Origin of the sequence: Fuscovulum blasticum DSM 2131, assembly GCF_003034965.1 — a bacterium.
GTDB lineage: Bacteria > Pseudomonadota > Alphaproteobacteria > Rhodobacterales > Rhodobacteraceae > Pseudogemmobacter > Pseudogemmobacter blasticus.
In genome coordinates this window covers 1-19560 of record NZ_PZKE01000028.1, presented here as the reverse complement: position 1 = coordinate 19560, position 19560 = coordinate 1, and the positions used below count along the sequence as shown (strand labels likewise).

General features: G+C 66.3%; 19 protein-coding genes and 2 tRNA genes. 11 read left to right on the top strand and 10 right to left on the bottom strand.

Annotation, left to right across the window (positions count from 1 at the left end):
- The 7 genes from C5F44_RS16745 to C5F44_RS16715 form a co-directional block, all read left to right on the top strand.
- The coding region (locus C5F44_RS16745; RefSeq protein WP_181318315.1) for a SufD family Fe-S cluster assembly protein at window positions 1–402 on the top strand (402 nt) is incomplete at its 5' end.
- Window positions 403–424: 22 nt separating this feature from the next.
- Entirely contained in the window at window positions 425–1033 is a 609-nt protein-coding gene (locus C5F44_RS16740; protein WP_107674693.1) for a hypothetical protein, read from the top strand.
- Window positions 1034–1071: 38 nt separating this feature from the next.
- Entirely contained in the window at window positions 1072–1827 is a 756-nt protein-coding gene (gene sufC / locus C5F44_RS16735; protein ID WP_107674691.1) for a Fe-S cluster assembly ATPase SufC, read from the top strand.
- Window positions 1827–3116, top strand: a complete 1290-nt coding sequence (locus C5F44_RS16730; protein WP_107674689.1) for a SufB/SufD family protein — start codon at window positions 1827–1829, stop codon at window positions 3114–3116. The genes sufC and C5F44_RS16730 overlap by 1 nt, the downstream gene beginning before the upstream one ends.
- On the top strand, window positions 3116–3634 hold the full coding sequence (locus C5F44_RS16725) for a YIP1 family protein (protein WP_107674688.1): 519 nt from the start codon (window positions 3116–3118) through the stop codon (window positions 3632–3634). Before C5F44_RS16730 ends, C5F44_RS16725 begins: the two co-directional genes overlap by 1 nt.
- Complete coding sequence (locus C5F44_RS16720; protein WP_107674687.1) at window positions 3631–4218, top strand: YIP1 family protein; 588 nt, start codon at window positions 3631–3633, stop codon at window positions 4216–4218. Before C5F44_RS16725 ends, C5F44_RS16720 begins: the two co-directional genes overlap by 4 nt.
- Window positions 4211–5431, top strand: a complete 1221-nt coding sequence (locus tag C5F44_RS16715; RefSeq protein WP_107674686.1) for a cysteine desulfurase — start codon at window positions 4211–4213, stop codon at window positions 5429–5431. The genes C5F44_RS16720 and C5F44_RS16715 overlap by 8 nt, the downstream gene beginning before the upstream one ends.
- A gap of 9 nt (window positions 5432–5440) precedes the next feature.
- On the opposite strand, the gene C5F44_RS16710 is transcribed toward C5F44_RS16715, so the two are convergent.
- Together C5F44_RS16710 and C5F44_RS16705 are read right to left on the bottom strand one after the other, a co-directional pair.
- Complete coding sequence (locus tag C5F44_RS16710) at window positions 5441–6088, bottom strand: hypothetical protein (protein WP_107674685.1); 648 nt, start codon at window positions 6086–6088, stop codon at window positions 5441–5443.
- Window positions 6089–6190: 102 nt separating this feature from the next.
- Window positions 6191–7579 (bottom strand): S8 family peptidase, encoded by a 1389-nt coding sequence (locus C5F44_RS16705; protein WP_107674684.1) that lies wholly within the window; start codon window positions 7577–7579, stop codon window positions 6191–6193.
- Between the two features lie 191 nt (window positions 7580–7770).
- Between C5F44_RS16705 and C5F44_RS16700 the strand changes: the two genes are divergently transcribed.
- Window positions 7771–7847 (top strand) — tRNA-Arg (locus tag C5F44_RS16700).
- A gap of 88 nt (window positions 7848–7935) precedes the next feature.
- Here the strand turns inward: C5F44_RS16700 and C5F44_RS18275 are convergent.
- Window positions 7936–9948: a Hint domain-containing protein gene (locus C5F44_RS18275; protein ID WP_107674683.1), complete on the bottom strand. Its 2013-nt coding sequence runs from the start codon at window positions 9946–9948 to the stop codon at window positions 7936–7938.
- A gap of 406 nt (window positions 9949–10354) precedes the next feature.
- On the opposite strand from C5F44_RS18275, the gene zwf reads away from it, so the two are divergent.
- From zwf to pgi, 3 genes are read left to right on the top strand one after another with little or no spacing between them, the layout of a single operon-like run.
- Complete coding sequence (zwf, locus tag C5F44_RS16690) at window positions 10355–11806, top strand: glucose-6-phosphate dehydrogenase (RefSeq protein WP_107674682.1); 1452 nt, start codon at window positions 10355–10357, stop codon at window positions 11804–11806.
- Window positions 11806–12480, top strand: a complete 675-nt coding sequence (pgl, locus tag C5F44_RS16685) for a 6-phosphogluconolactonase (protein ID WP_107674681.1) — start codon at window positions 11806–11808, stop codon at window positions 12478–12480. The genes zwf and pgl overlap by 1 nt, the downstream gene beginning before the upstream one ends.
- A 7-nt stretch (window positions 12481–12487) precedes the next feature.
- Window positions 12488–14095, top strand: coding sequence for a glucose-6-phosphate isomerase (pgi, locus tag C5F44_RS16680; protein WP_107674680.1), 1608 nt, complete (start codon window positions 12488–12490; stop codon window positions 14093–14095).
- On the opposite strand, the gene C5F44_RS16675 is transcribed toward pgi, so the two are convergent.
- The 7 genes from C5F44_RS16675 to C5F44_RS16645 form a co-directional block, all read right to left on the bottom strand.
- On the bottom strand, window positions 14092–15318 hold the full coding sequence (locus tag C5F44_RS16675) for a hypothetical protein (protein ID WP_146161976.1): 1227 nt from the start codon (window positions 15316–15318) through the stop codon (window positions 14092–14094). The genes pgi and C5F44_RS16675 overlap by 4 nt on opposite strands.
- 31 nt (window positions 15319–15349) lie before the next feature.
- Window positions 15350–15721 (bottom strand): hypothetical protein, encoded by a 372-nt coding sequence (locus C5F44_RS16670; RefSeq protein ID WP_107674678.1) that lies wholly within the window; start codon window positions 15719–15721, stop codon window positions 15350–15352.
- Window positions 15722–15889: 168 nt separating this feature from the next.
- Window positions 15890–16243: a RidA family protein gene (locus C5F44_RS16665; RefSeq protein WP_107674677.1), complete on the bottom strand. Its 354-nt coding sequence runs from the start codon at window positions 16241–16243 to the stop codon at window positions 15890–15892.
- A 68-nt stretch (window positions 16244–16311) separates the two neighbouring features.
- Complete coding sequence (locus C5F44_RS16660; RefSeq protein ID WP_107674676.1) at window positions 16312–16614, bottom strand: hypothetical protein; 303 nt, start codon at window positions 16612–16614, stop codon at window positions 16312–16314.
- Window positions 16615–16634: 20 nt separating this feature from the next.
- Window positions 16635–16708: transfer RNA gene (locus C5F44_RS16655), tRNA-Gly, on the bottom strand.
- An 81-nt stretch (window positions 16709–16789) separates the two neighbouring features.
- Complete coding sequence (locus C5F44_RS16650; protein ID WP_107674675.1) at window positions 16790–18436, bottom strand: vWA domain-containing protein; 1647 nt, start codon at window positions 18434–18436, stop codon at window positions 16790–16792.
- A gap of 71 nt (window positions 18437–18507) precedes the next feature.
- Window positions 18508–19560, bottom strand: a 1053-nt coding sequence (locus C5F44_RS16645) for an ASKHA domain-containing protein (protein ID WP_146161975.1), incomplete at its 5' end; no start/stop codon positions are given.

The following is a 19560-nucleotide window of genomic DNA, read 5'->3' as shown; positions in this document are numbered from 1 at the left end:
CACCTTGGCAAGAACACCAAGAGCCGGATCGTGTCGAAAGGCATCAGCGCCGGGCGGGCGCAGAACACCTATCGCGGTCTGGTCAGTATGCACCCGCGCGCCACCAACAGCCGCAACTATACCCAATGCGACAGCCTGCTGATCGGCAACAAATGCGGGGCGCATACCGTGCCCTATATCGAGGTGCGCAACAATTCGAGCCGCGCCGAACATGAGGCCACCACCTCGAAGGTGGATGAGGATCAACTGTTCTACTGCCGGTCGCGCGGGATCGACGAGGAGGCGGCGGTGGCGCTGATCGTCAACGGCTTCTGCAAGGAAGTGTTGCAGGCGCTGCCGATGGAATTCGCCATGGAGGCGCAGAGCCTGGTGGCGATCAGTCTTGAGGGCAGCGTTGGCTAGTCAGGGCATGATAGGGGCAGGGATGCCGGACGCGGGGCATCTGCCGCCGTCCGGGGGGGCGGAGGAGTTTGTCCTGACCTTTCCGCCCGAGGAAGCCCTGTTCGTGTTCCAAAGCTACAGCGCGGCGACCGCGATCCTGGAATATGGCAGCGGCGGATCAACCGTGCTGGCGGCCCAACTGGGCAAGCCGGTGGTGGCGGTGGAAAGCGATGCCGACTGGGCTGCGCGGTTGGCGGCCTGTCTGGAGCGCGAGGGGCTGGTGGCCAGCCTGCACCCGGTTGACATTGGCCCGACCGGCGACTGGGGGCGCCCCAGATCGACCGAGGGCGCCGCGCGCTATCACCGCTATGCGCTGTCGGTCTGGGACCGGCCCGATCTGCGGCATCCCGATCTGGTGCTGATCGACGGGCGGTTCCGGGCGGCCTGTCTGGCCGCGACGATGCTGCGCATTTCCCGCCCGGTGACGGTGCTGTTTGATGATTACCTGAACCGCCCCTTCTACCACGGGGTCGAGAAGCTGGCCCGCCGCGTGGAAACCGTTGGCCGGATGGCCCGGTTCGAGGTGGAGCCCGGTCCGATTCCGCCGGACCTGTTGACCGAAGTCATCGGCTGGTTCGCCGATCCGCGCTGAACCGCCCCATTTGAATTGCCTGCCTGTAGGATAAGAAAATGCTGGAAATCAAGAACCTGCACGTCAAACTTGAAGAAGAGGACAAGGTGATCCTGCGCGGGGTCGATCTCAAGATCGGCCCGGGTGAGGTACATGCGATCATGGGGCCGAACGGGTCTGGCAAATCGACGCTGTCCTATGTGCTGGCGGGCCGCGACGGCTATGTCGTGACCGATGGCAGCGCCACGCTGGATGACGAAAGCCTGCTGGAGATGGAACCGGAAGAGCGCGCGGCGGCGGGGCTGTTCCTGGCGCTGCAATATCCGGTGGAAATTCCGGGCGTGGGCAACATGACCTTCCTGCGGACGGCGGCCAATGCGCAGCGCAAGGCGCGCGGGGAAGAAGAGCTGAGCGCGGGCGATTTCCTCAAGCTGGTGCGCGAAAAGGCCAAGCGGCTGAAGATCGACGCCGACATGCTGAAGCGCCCGGTGAACGTGGGCTTTTCGGGCGGCGAGAAGAAGCGCAACGAAATTCTCCAGATGGCGATGCTGGAGCCGAAGATGTGCATCCTGGACGAGACCGACTCGGGCCTGGACGTGGATGCGATGAAGCTGGTGTCGGACGGGGTGAACGCGCTGCGCGACGGCAAGCGGTCATTCCTGGTCATCACGCATTATCAACGGCTTCTGGACCATATCAAACCTGATGTCGTTCATATCATGGCGGCGGGCCGGATCATCCGTTCGGGCGGGCCGGAGCTGGCGCTTGAGGTTGAGCACAACGGCTATGCCGACCTGCTGGCCGAGGTGAAGTGATGGCCCTGGCGGAAGCGAAGCGCGCCGCGCTGGCGGCCCGCACCGATGGGCTGACGACGGCTGGCGAGGGCTGGCTGGCCACGGCACGGGACGGCGCCAAGGCACGGCTGGCGGCGATGGGCCTGCCGGTGAAGCGCGATGAATACTGGCGCTATACGGACCCGTCCAGCCTGACCTCGGCCGATCCGCTGCCGGCCACGGCGCGGGGGGCAGAGGAAGACGAGCCGGGGTTCGCCGGGATTGATCAGGTGCGGCTGGTCTTCGTGGACGGGGTGTTCGATGCCAAGGCCTCGGACGACCCGCGGCTGGCGGGGGTTGAGATCGAGCGGCTGGCCGAAGCGGCCGCCCGCCCGGGCCACTGGGCGCGCGATCTGTATGGCGTGCTTGAGGCGCGGGGGCAGACGCCGGTGGAGCGGCCGCTGGCCGCCCTGGGCACCGCCTATGCGACCGAAGGCGTGGTGATCCGCGCCACGGCACGGGCGAAGAAGCCTGTATCGCTGATTTATGTCCATCAATCAGAGACTTCGGATGCCATCCTTCACCATTGCATCAGGATCGAATCCGGCGCCGAGCTGACCGTTCTGGAAAGCGGCCCGGCGGCGGCGCGGTTCTGCAAGGTGATGGAGGTTGAGGTGGCCGATGGCGGCCGGTTCCACCATATCCGCACCCAGGGGCCTGATCTGGAACGCCGCGCGGCGACGCATGTCTTTGCCCGGCTGGCGGCCAATGCGCTGTTCAAGAGCTTTACCCTGACCGCGAACGGCCGGTTGACCCGCAACGAGGTGGTGATCGAGCTGACCGGACCGGACAGCATGGCGCATGTCGCCGGGGCCTCGATGGGCGATGGCGGCGATTTCCTGCATGATGATACCGTCTTCATCACCCATGCCGCCGAACGCTGCGAAAGCCGGCAGGTGTTCAAGAAGGTGCTGAAGAACGGGGCGACGGGGGTGTTTCAGGGCAAGATCCTGGTACATGCCAAGGCGCAGAAAACCGATGGCTACCAGATCAGCCAAAGCCTGCTGCTGGATGACGACAGCCAGTTCCTGGCCAAGCCCGAGCTGGAAATCTACGCCGACGATGTGAAATGCAGCCACGGGTCAACCAGCGGCGCCATTGACGACACGGCGCTATTCTACCTGCAATCGCGCGGGGTGCCGAAGCGGGTGGCGCAATCGCTGCTGGTGCTGGCCTTCCTGTCGGAAGCGATCCAGGAGATCGAGGACGAGGCCATCGCCGAAGACATACGGGGGCGTCTGGAGGGCTGGTTGCACCGGCACGAGCGCTGATGGCGGTTTCGACCGACATTCTGGCCACCTGGGCGCGGCCCCGGAAGGTGTTTCGCCAGATCCTTGACCGCAGCCGGGGCGAGGGGCAGGCGCTGGCCTATCTTCTTGCGGCCTGCCTGCTGATCTTTGTCGCGCAATGGCCGCGGCTGGCGCGCGAGGCGCATTTTGCCCGGCAGACCGCCGAAGCGGCGGGCACGCCGCCCGATCAGGTGCCGGGCCTGCAGGCGCTGATCGGGATCAATATGTTCGCGCTGCTGTTCATGGCGCCGCTGATCTTTTACGCGCTGGCCGGGCTGGCGCATCTGGTGGCGCGGGCCCTGGGCGGCACGGGAACGCCGCTGGCGTCGCGGCTGGCGCTGTTCTGGGCGCTGCTGGCGACCGCGCCCTGGATGCTGTTCCAGGGGCTGGTCTCGGGCTTCATCGGCGCGGGGCCGGCGCTGACGGCGACCGGCGTGGTGGTGGCGCTGGCCTTCCTTGGCCTTTGGCTGACGCTGATGCGCGAGGCACACCGGGCATGATGCAGGAGATACTGGACCGTATGGTGCAAACCCTGCGCGATCCGCAGGCCGGGATGCGGGACGTGCTACGGCTGGACCTGCCCGCGGGTGCGCGCTGGACGGCGCTGGGGCTGATGGCGGTGGCTTCGGCCCTGCTGGTGCATCTGGGGCTGATGCTGTCGCCGCCGACCGGGCCGACGCCGATGGATGCGATCTTCGGATCGCCGCTGAAAACCGCGCTGGTGCAGATCGTGGCGCTGGTCACGGTGTCCTGGCTGATCCATGTGATCGGCGGGTCGTTCGGGGGCACCGGCACGGCGGCAGGCGCGATGATGGTGGTTGTCTGGTTGCAGGCGATCCTGATCGCGCTGCAACTGCTTCAGCTTGTGGCGCTGCTGGTGCTGCCGCCCGTGGCGGTGATCCTTAGCCTGGTGTCCTTTGGCCTGTTTTTCTGGCTGCTGACCAACTTTGTTGCCGCCTTGCACGGATTTTCCAGCCCGCTCAAGGTGTTCGGGGGAATTGTTCTGGCGACGATCGCGGTGGTTCTGGTGATGTCGATCATCCTGTCGCTGGTTCTGGGGCCGGAGGCCTTGAGCAATGTATGACATCGAAACGGTCCGCCGCGATTTCCCGATCCTGTCGCGGCAGGTGAACGGCAAGCCGCTGGTCTATCTGGACAACGGGGCCAGCGCGCAGAAGCCGCAGGCGGTGATCGACGCGGTAACGCAGGCCTATTCGATGGAATACGCCAATGTTCACCGTGGCTTGCATTACCTTTCGAATCTGGCGACTGAAAAGTATGAAGCGGTGCGCGGCATCGTCCGCCGCTTTCTGAATGCGCCCACCGAAGACGAGATCGTTTTCACCACCGGCACGACCGAGGGGATCAACCTGATCTCTTACGCCTGGGCCGCGCCGCGCTTGCAGCCCGGCGACGAGATCGTGCTGTCGATCCTGGAACATCACGCCAATATCGTGCCTTGGCATTTCCTGCGCGAACGGCAGGGGGTGGTGCTGAAATGGGTGGAGTGCGACGCCAACGGCGACCTTGATCCGCAGGCGGTGATTGACGCCATCGGCCCGAAAACGCGGCTGGTGGCGATCACGCAGATGTCAAACGTGCTGGGCACGGTGGTTGATGTCGGCACCATCTGCCGGGCGGCGCGCGAAAAAGGCGTGCCGGTGCTGGTTGATGGCAGTCAGGGCGCGGTGCATATGCCGGTGGATGTGGCGGCCATGGGCTGCGATTTCTATGCCATCACCGGGCATAAGCTATACGGACCAAGCGGTTCCGGTGCGATCTTCATTCGTCGTGAGAGGATGGAGGAGATGCGCCCCTTCCTGGGCGGTGGCGACATGATCCGTGAGGTCAGCCGCGAGACTGTCACTTGGGCCGACCCGCCGATGAAGTTCGAGGCGGGCACACCGGGCATCGTGCAGCAGATCGGGCTGGGCGTGGCGCTGGACTACATGATGGGTCTGGGGGTGGAGGCGATCGCCGCGCATGAACGGTCGTTGCGCGACTATGCGCGCGACCGGCTTTCGGGGCTGAACTGGCTGACCGTGCAAGGAAATTCGGCCGACAAGGGCGCGATCTTCAGCTTCACGCTGCAAGGTGCGGCCCATGCCCATGACATTTCCACCGTGCTGGACAAGCGCGGCATCGCGGTGCGGGCCGGCACCCATTGCGCCATGCCGCTGATGACGCATATGGGCGTGACGGCCACCTGCCGCGCCTCGTTCGCGCTGTACAACACCAAGGCCGAGGTCGATGCGCTGGTCTCGGCGCTGGAGCTGTGCCACGAGCTGTTCGGCTGACCCCGCGGCCTAGAAGGTGATGCGCAGGGTCAGGGCGGCGGCGCTGTCGGTTTCATCCTGCCGGTTGCCGAAATCATTGGCATGGATCAGGTCCAGCCGCAGCGCGGTGCTGTCCGAAATCGGCAGGTCATAGCTGATGCGGAAGTCGATCTCGCGTGCCTCGGGGGCCAGCGGCACCGCAATCGCGGCCATCCGGGCCTTGCCATCGCCCGGGCGGCGCAGCGCGATTTCGGTGCGCGCGGTGCCGGCGGTGACCGCGATGGGGGCCGAGATACCGACGGTCAGCCGGTCGCCGCTGGAAAACACATTGTGCTGGCCGACCTCGGCCCCGAAGCTGTTGAAGGACATCTGCCCGACATCGTTGAGCGCGCCGCTGCCATCGGCATTGGCAAGGCCGAATTCGGCGCCCATCTGAACGAAGCCGTCGCCGCCCAGGCTGCCACGCAGCCCGACCGTCAGGGCCGCCGCCGTGGTGCCGCTGCCGTTGGCGCCGCTGCCCAGACCGAAGACCTCACCGCCATCGCGGGCCAGTTTCAGGCCCAGGTCCAGCGCGGCCGTGTCATCGCCAAAGCGGCGGACCAGCGACAGGCCCAGGCTTTCGGACCCGGCCTGCGGGGCCAGCAGGTGCAGGGCCATGCCGGTTTCGGGCGAGATCATGGCCAGATCGGCGCCGGAGAAGCCGTCGAAGCCGGCGATGCTGCCGCCAATCTCGGCCCCGGAACTGGCAATTCCGGCGGCGCCGATGCGGGCCGCGCGGGTTTACAGCGGCTCAGGCGCGGCTTCGGCGGCAAGGGCGGGGGCGGGCAGGGCGAATTGCCCGGCAAAGCTGTCGGCCACGGCCAGGCTATAGGCGCCCAGCCCGCGGCTGACCGCATCGCCAAGGCTGGCCCCGGTGTGAACGGTCGCCTGTTCAACCGGGACGGCGCCTTCGGCCATCGCGACCGTGGGTGTGCCGATCGGCATCAGGGCCGATTTCAAGTTCAGGAACCCATGCCCGAATTCGGTGCTGTAATCGTGCCAGAAACCGGGGGCCAGTTCGATGCTGCCGTCGGCGGTGAAGCCGGCAAAGCTGTTGTCGGCCGAAGCCAGCAGCCGCAGCCGCAGTTGGTGCGGGGTCAGGTCGGGGAAGGCTTCGGCCAGCAGGGCCAGCGCGCCGGAAACCTGCGGCGCGGCAAAGGAAGACCCGGTGCCGAAATCGTAGGAGGTGGTCGAGGAGAAGCCCGTGGTGGGGTCGTAGGCCGAGGCGGCGGTCCAGGTGCCATCGGCCACCAGGCACCAGGCGGCGGCCTCAAGGCAGGCGGCCGAGATCCGGGTGGCTGCGGTGACATGATCGGTGTTGAATTCGGCGGTGGCATTGCCCACCGCCAGCCAGCCCGATTCCAGTTCCGGCACCAGAAGCGGCAGGGCGGGCATCAGATCGGATTCGGTCAGCGCGTGGTCGTTCGACAGGGCGAAGACCACCACGCCTTCGGCCGCATAGGCCTTGAGGGCATCCAGATAGGCCGCGCCATCGCTGTCCTGGAAGATGTCATTGAAGCCGGTCGGGGTGGCGGCCGCGAGCGTATAGCCCCAGGAGTTGTTCAGGGCGACGGCTCCGGCGGCGCGGGCGGCGATGGCGGTTTGCGTCAGGGTGACGGACGAATCATAGCTGCCCAGAATCAGCGTGGCCTTGGGGGCGACCCCGATCATGGTCGGGGAATCCCCGGCGGCAATCGAGGCGACCATGGTGCCGTGATCATCGGGCAGGACCGACCCGGTGACCTGATCCACCCGGTTGGCAAAGGCTTCGTGGTTGATGCGGAAGCCGGCGTCCGAAATCGCGATCACCGCGCCAAGGCCGGTCAGGCCAACGGCATGGGCGTATTCGATATGGGCCGCCGTCAGGGGCGCGCTTTGATACTGGGGCGAGCCTGATCCGAAGGACCAACTGCTGTTCTGCAGCCGGTAGCGCGCGGATTGCCGCAGCGATGCGGCAAAACTTTCCCAAGGGGTGAAGTCGCGGATGTACCACGACCCCAGCGTTCCCGATCCGCCCGGCGTGATCTCGGGCCGGGTCGGTGACGTGGTGTTGCTGTCCGAGCCCCCGTTGCAAGCCGACACGACACAGAGCAGCACGCCGAACTGGCAGAAACGCAGGAAAGGGGGCATGGCAGGTTCCCGTTTGATCACGCCTGATCATGAAACCGTGATCATCGGCGGTGTGCAACACCGAAGTGGGCGCAATTCTTGCAAGGGCCTGACGGACGCAGCGGCGCCGCGCGGCGCGGCCTATCCCTGCGGGGACGCAGCGTTTTGGCGTTGCGGCACCCCCGGACTGCCGTTATAGACGCGTTAGCCGCGCACCCGTAGCTCAGCTGGATAGAGTGCTGCCCTCCGAAGGCAGAGGTCACAGGTTCGAATCCTGTCGGGTGCGCCAGATCTTCTTCCTTACCGTGCAAATGGAAAAGGCGCAGAACCGTGGTTCCGCGCCCTGGGTCCGGCTGTGCCGGGTTTTTGCAGGGGTGTCAGGTGCCGAACAGGGCGCCGACCTCGTGTCGTTTCAGCGTTGCGCGGGCGGCGGGGTAGCGTTGGGCGGGGTCGCCCTCGGCCAGTTCGGGGAAGACCCGCAGCAGTTCTTCGCGTTGGTCTCTGGCCAGGTCGGCAACCGAGTGCACGCCCGGCTGGAAGGTCTCGCTCCAGCACCCGTCAACCATGACGACCTGATGCTCGGCACACATGAAATGGATGTAGGTGACCGGGCCTTCGACTTCGCGCGTGATACCGGGTTGTCCGACCAGCATCAGGGCGGGAACCAGCACCTCGGGTTCGCCGACCAGAAGTTCGACGCGCGGTCCCGCCACCAGCAGGCGGTGCTGCGGGGAAACGCGCATGTCGCGGCTGGGGCTGTCCGGGCCCAGGGCGCCGGCCGCGATGCGCACCGGCCGCAACGCGGGTTGGCGGGCCAGTTCCGAGGCCGCCAGACTGCGGCGCCCGACCCAGACGATGGGTTCATAGCCTGCATCGCGGGTCAGAACCTGGTCGCCGGGGCGCAGATCCTCGACCCGGAGCTGGCCGCGGTCGGTCATGACAAGCGACCCTTCGGTGAAACAGGTGACGCCGGTGTGTTCGCCATCCATGGCGCCGGTGCCGGTGACCGTGATGTTGACCGTGGGGCCACCGGACAGGCGGATGAAGTCCAGCTTGCCGTCGGCGGCATCGTGGCGCAAGGCCTGCACCGGCAGGACGAAATTGGTGCCGTTGGCCGCGTTATAGGCGGCAAGCGTGCCGTCGTTGTACCAGGTGGTCAGATCGACGAAATCGTTGTCAAGGGTGCTGCCATTGGCGGGGGCCGTCTCGCCCGAGCCGAAATCGGTGATGGTGATCGTGTCGCCAGCCCCGCCCGAGATGATGAAGCGATCATTGCCCGCGCCGCCGGTCAGCGTATCAATCCCGCCGCCACCAATGAGGGTGTCATTGCCGGTGCCGCCGTCGAGCAGATCGTTGCCGGTGCCGCCGTTGAGACTGTCGTTGTCGGCGCCCCCATTCAGGGTGTCGTTGCCGTCGCCGCCATCCAGCACATCGTTGCCGGTGCCGCCGCTGAGGCTGTCGTTGTCCGCGCCGCCCCTGAGCGTGTCATTGCCGACCCCGCCGTCAAGCACATCGTCGCCCGCGTCGCCGTCGAGAATGTCGTTGCCCGCGTCACCAAACAGGGAATCGGTGCCCGTTCCACCGGACAGGCTGTCATTGCCATCGCCGCCATAAATCTGGTCGTTGTTGGCATCGCCGGACAGCGTATCGTTGCCGCCATTGCCATAGATCGTGTCATTACCGCTGCCGCCCAGCAGGCTGTCATTTCCGTCGACATGGCCGGACGTCAGCGGCGGGACGCCAATCAGCGGGCTGCCGGCAAGATTGAGGAAGGTGTTTGTGCCCGGCAGCCGGTATTCGGCGGAAAGTACGCTCGCGCCGTCTCTTTCCCAATAATACACCTCAATCGTGTAGGTTTGTCCCGCGACCAGGGTCACATCGCCGTACCGGGTGGTGGAGCCCTGAAGAAAGTCGTTGTTCATGTAGGGCAGGGTGCCGCCCGTTTCGTTGGCGAAGTTCAGCACATTGCCATTCGAATCGCGGATTACGATGCGTGACCCGTCGTCAGAGGTGGTTCTGAACCGATAGGTTCCCCCCGCCGTGACGGTCATCGTGCTGGTCAGGACAACGCCGAACTGATCGGGGTTGCCGGTTGCGCCGCGCGCGATGTTGGCAAGGTTTTCCACACCCAGATCCGTGACATAGCCCTGACCGCGCAGGGTGCCGGAGGTGATCTGCGGCGCCTGTCCGTTCGCCCCGCTGAAGGTGCGGTCATAGACCGAATAGCTCCATTGTCCGGCGGCCGGGCTGTCGCCATAGAGCACATCGTTGCCCGCGGCGCCCGAAATGGTGTCATTGCCGCCGCCGCCGGTCAGGGTATCTGCGCTGGAGGAAGACGTGATCGTCTGGTTGGCGTTGGTGCCGGGGTTCGTACTGCTATTGACGGCCATCAGAAGGCTCCTCGTTAACACACCGGCAGAAGCGGGCGGGGGTGGGTGAAGACGTATCCTGTCAAGGGTCAGAAAAGATATTGGGGCGGAGAGTCAATGTCGCCCGAGGCAAGATTTCAGGCGAACTTGCAATTCTGTGGCATATTGGCAAATTATTTCGATTGCTTGGCGGATTTGGCGTGATTAGGAAATTATTAATCTGTGTTTAGGGTATTCCTTATATGGACGGTTGCGGATGCCGTTTCGCGCCGTCCGAATTTGCCGAACCGCGCCCTGTTCAGCGGTTTGCCGCCGTGCCGGGCGCCGGTCTCCAAAGCGGTTTGATCATGGCGACCGGAGTGCTAGACAGGCGCAGCCCTTCCGGCTAGAACCGTCAAGTTAGCGCTAACACGATCCAGGAGCACCCATGGTCGCCCGCGTCATTCCGGTCGAGGCTTTCGAACTGGTGGTCTTCGGGGCCACCGGCGATCTGGCCCATCGCAAGATCCTGCCCGGCCTGTTCCGCCGCTTTCTGGCCGGCCAGATCCCGCCCGAGGCGCGCATCATCGGCGCCGCCCGTGCCGACCTGACCGATCAGGCCTTCCGCGACAGCATCGCCGAGGCCATCGCCGAATATGTGCCGGCCAAACTGCGCGACCCGGCGGTGGTGGCGGATTTCCTGAAACACCTTGAGTATATCCCGATCGACGCCAAGGGCGAAGGTGGCTGGGCCACGCTGAAGGAAAAGCTGCGTCCGGGTCTGGTCCATGCCTTCTACTTCTCGGTCGCGCCGGCGCTGTTCGGCGATCTGGCCGAGCGGTTGAAACTGCACGGCATTGCGGGCCCCGAGTCGCGCATCGTGGTGGAAAAGCCGTTCGGGCGCGATCTGGCCACGGCAAAGGCGCTGAACGCCACGCTGGCCTGCCATTTCGAGGAAGGGCAGATCTACCGGATCGACCATTACCTGGGCAAGGAAACCGTGCAGAACCTGATGGCGGTACGCTTTGCCAATATCCTCTTCGAGCCGTTGTGGAAGGCCGAATACGTTGATCATGTGCAGATCACCGTGGCCGAAACCGTGGGCGTGGAAGGCCGGGGCGCCTATTACGACACCTCGGGTGCCATGCGGGACATGGTGCAGAACCACATGATGCAGCTTCTGTGTCTGATCGCGATGGAGCCGCCCTACCACTTTGACCCCGACGCGGTGCGCGACGAGAAGCTGAAGGTGATCCGCGCGCTGGACCCGGTTCGCCCCGAGGACATCGTGCGCGGCCAATACCTGCCGGGGCTGGGTGAGGGTGGCTATCGGGAACATGCCGAAAACCCGGAGTCGAAGACCGAAAGCTATATCGCGCTGCGCGTCCATATCTCGAACTGGCGCTGGAAGGGCACGCCCTTCTATCTGCGCACCGGCAAGCGGCTGCGGGCGCGGGCCAGCGAGATTGCGATCACCTTCAAGGAACCTCCGCATTCGATCTTTGACGATCACAGCGGCTGGCGCGAAAACGTGCTGGTGATCCGGTTGCAGCCGGATGAGGGCATGAACCTGATGGTGATGATCAAGGAACCGGGGCCGGGCGGGATGCGCTTGATGCAGGTGCCGCTGGACATGTCCTTTGCCGATGCGCTTGGGGCCGAACTGGCCGACGCGCCCGATGCCTATGAACGGCTGATCATGGATGTGATCCGTGGCAACCAGACCCTTTTCATGCGCGGCGACGAGGTTGAGGCCGCCTGGGCCTGGACCGACCCGATCATCCAGGGCTGGGAAGCCCGGGGCGACGCGCCGCAGGCCTATGATCCCGGCTCGTCAGGTCCGGAGGATGCGCTGATGCTGATGCACCGCGACGGCCGCCGCTGGCGGGAGATCCGCTGATGCACTGGCACGACTATCCCGACCGCGAGATGATGCACCTGCGGCTGGCCGACAAGATCGCCGGGCAACTGGCCGATTACCTGCGTCGCGACGGTCGGGCCACGCTGTCGGTGCCGGGCGGAACCACGCCGGGGCCGGTGTTCGACATCCTGTCGGGGGTCGATCTGGACTGGGCGAAGGTCTCGGTCGTGCTGAACGATGAACGCTGGGTGCCCGAGGACAGCCCGCGGTCCAACACCCGTCTGCTGCGCGACCGGCTGTTTCGCGGCCCCGCCGCCGCCGCGCGGCTGATCCCGCTGTATCAGCCCGGCGCCGCCACCCCGGAAGACGCGCTGGCCGCGCTGGAAGAGGGGCTTGCCCCGCATCTGCCGGTCTCGGTCCTGTTGCTGGGGATGGGGGCCGACATGCACACGGCCAGCCTGTTCCCCGGCGCCGACCGGCTGGGCGAGGCGCTGGCGGCAAACGCGCCGCCGATCCTGCCGATGCGGGCCGATGCGGCCGGAGAGCCGCGCGTGACCCTGACAGCGCCGGTGCTGAAGGCGGCGATCAATATCCATGTGCTGATCACCGGCGCGGACAAGCGCGCGGCCATCGAAAAGGCGGCCAGCCTGTCGCCGGACCTTGCGCCGATCCGCGTTGTGCTGGATCAGGCGGATGTGCATTGGGCGGAGTAACGACACCATGACCGACAAGTGGAGCGCGCTGCGCGATCATCAGGCCCGCATCGCGGATCGCCCGATCCTGGCGCTGTTCGCGGCAGATCCGGCGCGCGCGGCGGGCTTTTCCGTGGCGGCCGACGGGATGCTGTTCGACTGGTCGAAGACCAGTATCGACGCCGAGGCGCGCGCCCTGCTGATCATGCTGGCCGAGGTGTCGGGGGTTGAGGCGAAACGCGCCGCCATGTTCGCGGGTGAGAAGATCAACGATACCGAAGGCCGCGCGGTGCTGCACACCGCCTTGCGAGCCGATGAGGCGGCGGTAATCCGCGTGGACGGGCAGGATGTCATGCCGGGCGTGCGGACGGTCAAGACGCGCATGGCAGACTTCGCCCGCGCCGTGCGGTCGGGCGCCTTTACGGGGCAGGGCGGGCGCATCACCGATGTGGTGAACATCGGGATCGGCGGATCGGACCTTGGCCCCGCGATGGCCACGCTGGCGCTGGCGCCGTTCCATGACGGGCCGCGCCTGCATTATGTGTCAAACGTCGATGGCGCGCATGTGCAGGACACGCTGCGCGGGCTGAACCCCGAAACGACGCTGGTGATCGTCGCGTCCAAGACCTTTACCACCATCGAGACGATGACCAATGCTGACACCACCAAACGCTGGATGGCGGCGCGGGTGGCCGATCCGGGCGCGCAGTTCGCCGCCGTCTCGACCGCGGGCGACAAGACGGCGGCCTATGGCATTGCCGCCGACCGGGTGTTCGGGTTCGAGGATTGGGTTGGCGGGCGCTATTCGGTCTGGGGACCGATCGGCCTGTCGCTGATGATCGCCATCGGACCCGAGCGGTTCGAGGAGTTCCTGGCCGGTGGCCGCGCCATGGACCGCCATTTCCAGACCGCCCCGCTGGCGCGGAACATGCCGGTCCTGCTGGCGCTGGTCGGCCTGTGGCACAACCAGATCTGTGGCCATGCGACCCGCGCCGTGCTGCCCTATGACCAGCGCCTGTCGCGGCTGCCGGCCTATCTGCAGCAGCTTGAGATGGAATCGAACGGCAAGCGGGTGGCCATTGATGGCAGCGACCTGCCCACCAATTCCGGCCCGGTGGTCTGGGGCGAGCCCGGCACCAACGGCCAGCACGCCTTTTACCAGTTGATCCATCAGGGCACGCGCGTGGTGCCCTGCGAATTCCTTGTGGCCCGGCAGGGCCATGAGCCGGACCTTGCCCACCAGCACACCCTGCTGGTTGCCAATTGTCTGGCCCAGTCCGAAGCCCTGCTGCGCGGCCGCAGTCTGGACGAGGCGCGGGCGATCATGGCGAAGAAGGGCCTGACCGGGGCCGAGCTTGAGCGGCAGGCCCGCCACCGGGTTTTCCCGGGCAACCGGCCGTCAACCACGCTGGCCTATGACCGGCTGACGCCCTTTGTGCTGGGCCAGATCATCGCGCTTTACGAACACCGCGTCTTTGTCGAGGGCGTGATCCTTGGCATCAACTCCTACGACCAATGGGGGGTGGAGCTTGGCAAAGAACTGGCGCTGGCGCTGCAACCCGTGCTGGAAGGCACGGCGGGGACCGAGGGCAAGGACGGTTCCACCGCGCAACTGGTGGCCTTCCTGAAAGGCTAGCCTGTCTCGAACCCGCGGGCGATCTCGATCTCGGGCGTCAGCCGGGCGGCCAGATCGGCCAGCGGATCGGCGGGAAACCCGGCCCGCAGCGCGGCGGCCAGATCGCGGGCGCGGCGGCGCAGGGCGGCATCCTCATAGGCGGTGATGATCGCCGTCAGGATGTCCGGCGTCGCCGGGGTTTCGGCTTCGATCAGGCGCACCACGCCCGCCGCTGCGGCGCTGCGGCCGTGCATCACCTGTTCGCGATGCGATGGCAGCCCGACCTGCGGCAGACCCGCCAGCGCGGCCATGCACAGCGTGCCATGAGGGGCCGAATGGACCACCAGCCGCGACCGCGCCGCCAGTGCCGTGGCGGACACCGGCCCGCTTTCCACCGTCACGCCCGCCGCCGCCAGCCGGGCCCGCGTCGCGTCCGAGGCGCGCGGCAGGAAGGCCCGGCGCGGCAGGGGCAGGGCGCAGATCGACTCGCAAAGCGCGGGCTGGTCCGCCTCGGTGCGCGAGAAGTAGAAGAACACCTCATCCCCCGCCGCCAGATCTTCGGCCCGGTCCACCAGCGGCGGCACCAACTGGCCGGCGGGGCGCTGCGCGGCGTAGGGGTCCAGAAAATCGAAGGTGGCGGCCAGCACCCTGTCGGCACGGAAAAGCGCAGGCAGGGCGGGCAGCGGCTCCAGCCCCAGCTCGGCCGAGACGGCGTTCACCACCGCCAGCGTATCGCGTTCAGGGTGAACCAGCCGGCCCGGATCGGGCACCAGCGGCGGAAATTCCGGCAGGTCGGGCGGTGGCGCGCCGAAGCCGGTGCCCGAGGACAGGATGCGGATCTGCCAGCCTTCCTCTTGCAGGCCGCGCGCGGCGCGCAGCGCCAGCGGGGCGTAATCCGCGATCAGCACCGAGACATCCTCGGCCACGATCAGATCGCGCCAGAACATCAGCCCGCGCCGCACGAGATGCGGATCGGCCAGCCCGCAGGCGGCCAGATAGCAGGCGAAGGTGGTATTGCCGTAAAGCTGCTTGTCCGCCCGCATCGCTGCCGTCAGCCACAGCGGCGGCGCCCGCAGCACCGGCACGCCTTCCGCCTCAAGCTCGGGGGCGAAGTGCAGCGAGGGCAGGGTGGCCAGCCGCGCCACGCCCGGCCCCAGCGCCCGCGCCATCTGGCGCAGGCCCGAGACATGGCCGCGCCCGCCGCCCATTTCATTGGCCAGCAGAACCTTCGGCCCCGATGCCATGGCGGCCCCCATTCAGGACCGCCTGCCAAAGTCAGCCAAAGCTGCCCGGATTGCCGCCGTCATCGCCATCATCCACCTTCGGCGTCCAGGACCGGCCTTCGCCGCCCACCAGCCCGGCGCACAGCTTGTACACCGTGGCCGACCCGGCCTCGGCCCCGAACTTGGCCTCGGCCCAGGCGACCGCCTTGCCGGCGTCGAAAATCGTGCTGCGGGTCAGCCCGTCCTCGCCGATGTGGAACACGGTCTTCTGGCCGCCCTGGTCAACGATCAGCGCGGGCCGGAAGACGCCATCCTTCATCACATTGCACCGGGTCACGGTCAGCGCCTGCGCCCCGGCAGAACCGGCCAGCACCAGCACCCCGACAAGCACACTTCGCATGAACAGCGGAGAAGTCTCGGACATATCAAACCTCGGGTTGTCCCGCCTGGGGCGGGAAGGAATTGGTCTTGAAAGAACGCACAGAAAAAAATGACGTAAGGGAAGCCTACAGGCGCCCCCGGCAGCGCGCAATAGGCTGACAGGGTGGGGATTTCGTCACCCCCGGCGATGGCCGGGGGTGACAGTCTGCGATCAGCGCAGCGCGGCGGTCACGATCACCTCGACCTTGTAGTCGGGCGTCGCCAGCTTCGCCTCGCCGGTGGCGCGGGCGGGGGTGTGGCCCTGCGGAACCCAGGCGTCCCAGACGGCGTTCATGTCGGCAAAGGTGGACATGTCGGCCAGCCAGATCTGGGCCGACAGGATGCGGGTCTTGTCGGTGCCGGCGGCGGCCAGAATCCGGTCAACTTCGGCCAGGCATTGACGGGTCTGGTCGGCCACGCTGTCGCCGGGGTTGCCCACCTGGCCGGCCAGCCACACGATCCCGTTGTAGGCCACGGCCTCGGACATGCGGGGGCCAACACCGTAACGGGTGATCTCGCTGCTCATCTGTCTCTCCTGTTCGTGCAAGGGTGCCCGGCTTGCCTAGCCAAAAGCCCGCCCGAAGGAAAGCCGGATCAGGGCAGCGGCCGGCAGGTGAAACTGTCGCCTGATACCGCCGAGAACCATTCCATGGTGCCATCGGGGTTCATGCTCAGGCCCAACTGGTAATCGTCGGCAAAGGTCAGCACGAAGGTGCTGCCATCGCGCGCCACATCCAGGATATCCATCACCTCGCCGCCCGGATCATAGGTCGAGTCGGTGAAGGTGAAGGTGCCCACCTCGCAATCCCATTTCCCCTCGAACAGGTAGTTCTCGGCCCGCAGCGGGGCCGCGCAGACCAACAGGATCGCCGAAGCGGCGGCAAGGGCAGGGCGCATCGTCAGGGCCTTCCGGGGAGTGGAGCGGGTGAAGGGAATCGAACCCTCGTCGTAAGCTTGGGAAGCTTCTGCTCTACCATTGAGCTACACCCGCACGCCTGCCGAGGTAAGCGAAGCCGCGCCCGAGGTCAAGCGGCCTCGGGTGCGATCATGCTGGTAGCGTTCAGGCCGGCGCTCAGGGCGCCTTGGCCGAAAGCGTCAGCTCCAGCCGTTCGCCGGCCTTGACGGTGAAGGGCGTGTCGGACTTGGCGCCGTCCTTCTCGACATGGGCGATGTAATCGCCGGCGGGCAGGGTGGTCTGCCATTCGGGGCCATAGCCATAGACGATCTGGGTGGTATTCCCGTTGATGTCCTTGGTGGGCAGTTGCACCTCGATGAATTCGTCCGAGGGCGTGGTGAAGGCCGCGACCCCGGCGTTCAGAACGACCTTGAGGTCGATCCGTTCGCCGGTCTTGACGGTGAAGGGCTGTTCCACCTTGGTCCCGCCCAGCGAGACCTGCGCTACATAGTCGCCGGGCGGCAGGTCGAAGGTGTGGCCCGCGCCGTAATCATAGTCCACCTGCTTGCGGTTGCCGTCGAGATCCTTCTTCGCCTCGAAGATCTCGATGAAATGATCGCCGCCTTCAACCCGCATGGTATCGGTGTAATAGGCCTCGATCCCGGCCACGCCGATCCCCATCACCACCGTCTTGTCCAGCGTCTTGCCGGCCTCGATCACGATGGACTGGTCGCCCTTCGCGGCGCCAAGTTCGGTATGCAGGGCATATTCGCCCGCCGGGAAAACACGCACCGCCTGACCAAAGCCGCTTGCGCCGATGTCGTCGGGGCCGCGCACCTGGAAGAAGCCGTCCGTGTCGGGCTCGCCCCCTTCGGTCGGCACGACCTTGATGTTCAGGATGCCCGCATCAAGGATCACCACCGGCTTCGCCAGTTCGGAATCGGTGATGTCCACTTCCTGTTCGGCCTTGGCTTCGTGCAGTTCGGTCTTCATCAAGTAGCGGCCCGGCGGCAGGTAATCGGTCGTGGTGCCGTAGATGGTGGCGGTATAGTCCTTGGACGGGCCTTCGTCCGTCATCGGATAGAAGGTGAAGATCGCATCGCGCACGATCTCGGGTTCCTGGCCGCCTTCGGTCAGCAGGACCACCGGGTCGATGTTGCGGTCAAGTTTCGCGGGTTCGGGCGCCGGGGGCGGGGTCGGTTCCGGTTCGGCCAGAACCACCGTGGTCTTCAGCGCCTCGACCAGTTGGCCCGCGTCCGAGGCAGGAATGTACTTGCCGCCGGTATTCTCGGCCAGGCAGGCCACGGCCTTGCCCTCGTCATCGGTCAGGCCGAAGCCCACCACATGCGCGGTGAAATCCACGCCGCTGGCCTCCAGCTCGCGCCCAAGGGCGCAAGGATCGGCCTCGCAGGTTTCGATCCCGTCGGTGATCAGGATCACCGTCGCCTTTTCCTCGGTCGATTTCAGATCGGCCGCGGCCTGCCGGACCGCTTCGGTCAGTGGCGTTTTCCCAAGGAATTTCATCTTGTTGGCGGCGTCGATGATCGCGGGTCCGGTTCCGGCGGCCGGCGGCACCACCAGTTCGATGTCCTTGCAGTCGCCCTTGCTGCGGTGGCCATAGGCCATCAGGCCGATTTCCGTGTCGGCCGGGATGCTGCCCAGCACATTGGCCAGCGCCTCGCGGGCGATTTCCAGCTTGGCGCGCCCGTCGATCTGGCCCCACATCGAACCCGAGGCATCAAGCACGATGATCGACCGGCCCTCGGCGAGGGTCAGGGAGGGGGTCAGGGCGGCCCCCAGCAGAAGGGCAGAAAACAGGCGCATGGGAAACTCCGGTCTGAAATACAATGTTTCAGAACCTTGGCCGAAGCCGGGTTTCCGATCAAGCCTGCGCGTCAGCCCCGCCGCCGGCGCCGTTCACCGCCACCCCCGCCGCCGCCTGCATTGAAGCTGACATCAGGCAGGGTGACGACCTTGGCCAGTTCCGGGAACGGGTCAACCGCGTGCGGAATGGCGTTGGCGTTGACGAAGTGTTCCTGGAAGCGCGGTTCGATGGCGGTCTCGACCTTGTGGATGTCATGCACTGTCGCCTCGATCTGGTCGCGGGCGGCGCGGTTCAGCAGCGCGATGCGCGCGCCGGTCCCGGCGGCGTTGCCCGCGCTGGTCACGCGGTCCAGCGGCACATCCGGGATCATCCCCAGCACCATGGCGTGTTTCGGGCTGATATGGGCGCCGAAGGCCCCGGCAAGCGTCACCCGGTCCACCTTGTCGACGCCGAATTCATCCATCAGCAGCCGCGCGCCCGCATAAAGCGCCGATTTCGCCAACTGGATCGCCCGGATGTCGCCTTGCGTGACCATGATCTTCGGCCCGCCGGTGGCGCTGGCATCATGCAGCAGGTAGCTGTGGGTGCGGCCATAGGGCAGGGCGCGCGCGGTGCCGGTCTGTTCGGCCGATCCGATCAACCCGCCCGGATCGACCAGACCCGCCATCCGCATTTCGGCGACCGCCTCGATGATGCCGCTGCCGCAGATGCCGGTGATGCCGGTCTGCGCCGTGGCCTCGGCAAAGCCAGGCTCGGTGGACCACAGATCGCAGCCGATCACCTTGAAGCGCGGCTCCTTGGTGGCGGGGTCGATCTCTACCCGTTCGATGGCGCCCGGTGCGGCGCGCTGGCCGCTGGAGATCTGCGCGCCTTCAAAGGCGGGGCCGGTGGGGCTGGAGCAGGCCAGCACGCGGGTTTCATTGCCCAGCAGGATTTCCGCATTGGTGCCGACATCGACGATCAGCACCATGTCCTTCGACTTGTTCGGTTCTTCGGACAGGGCGACGGCCGCGCAGTCGGCGCCGACATGGCCCGCGATGCAGGGCAGCACATAGACCCGCGCATTGCGGTTCAGCGCGGGCAGGTCCAGATCGCGCGCATCCAGCGACAGGCTGCCGCTGGT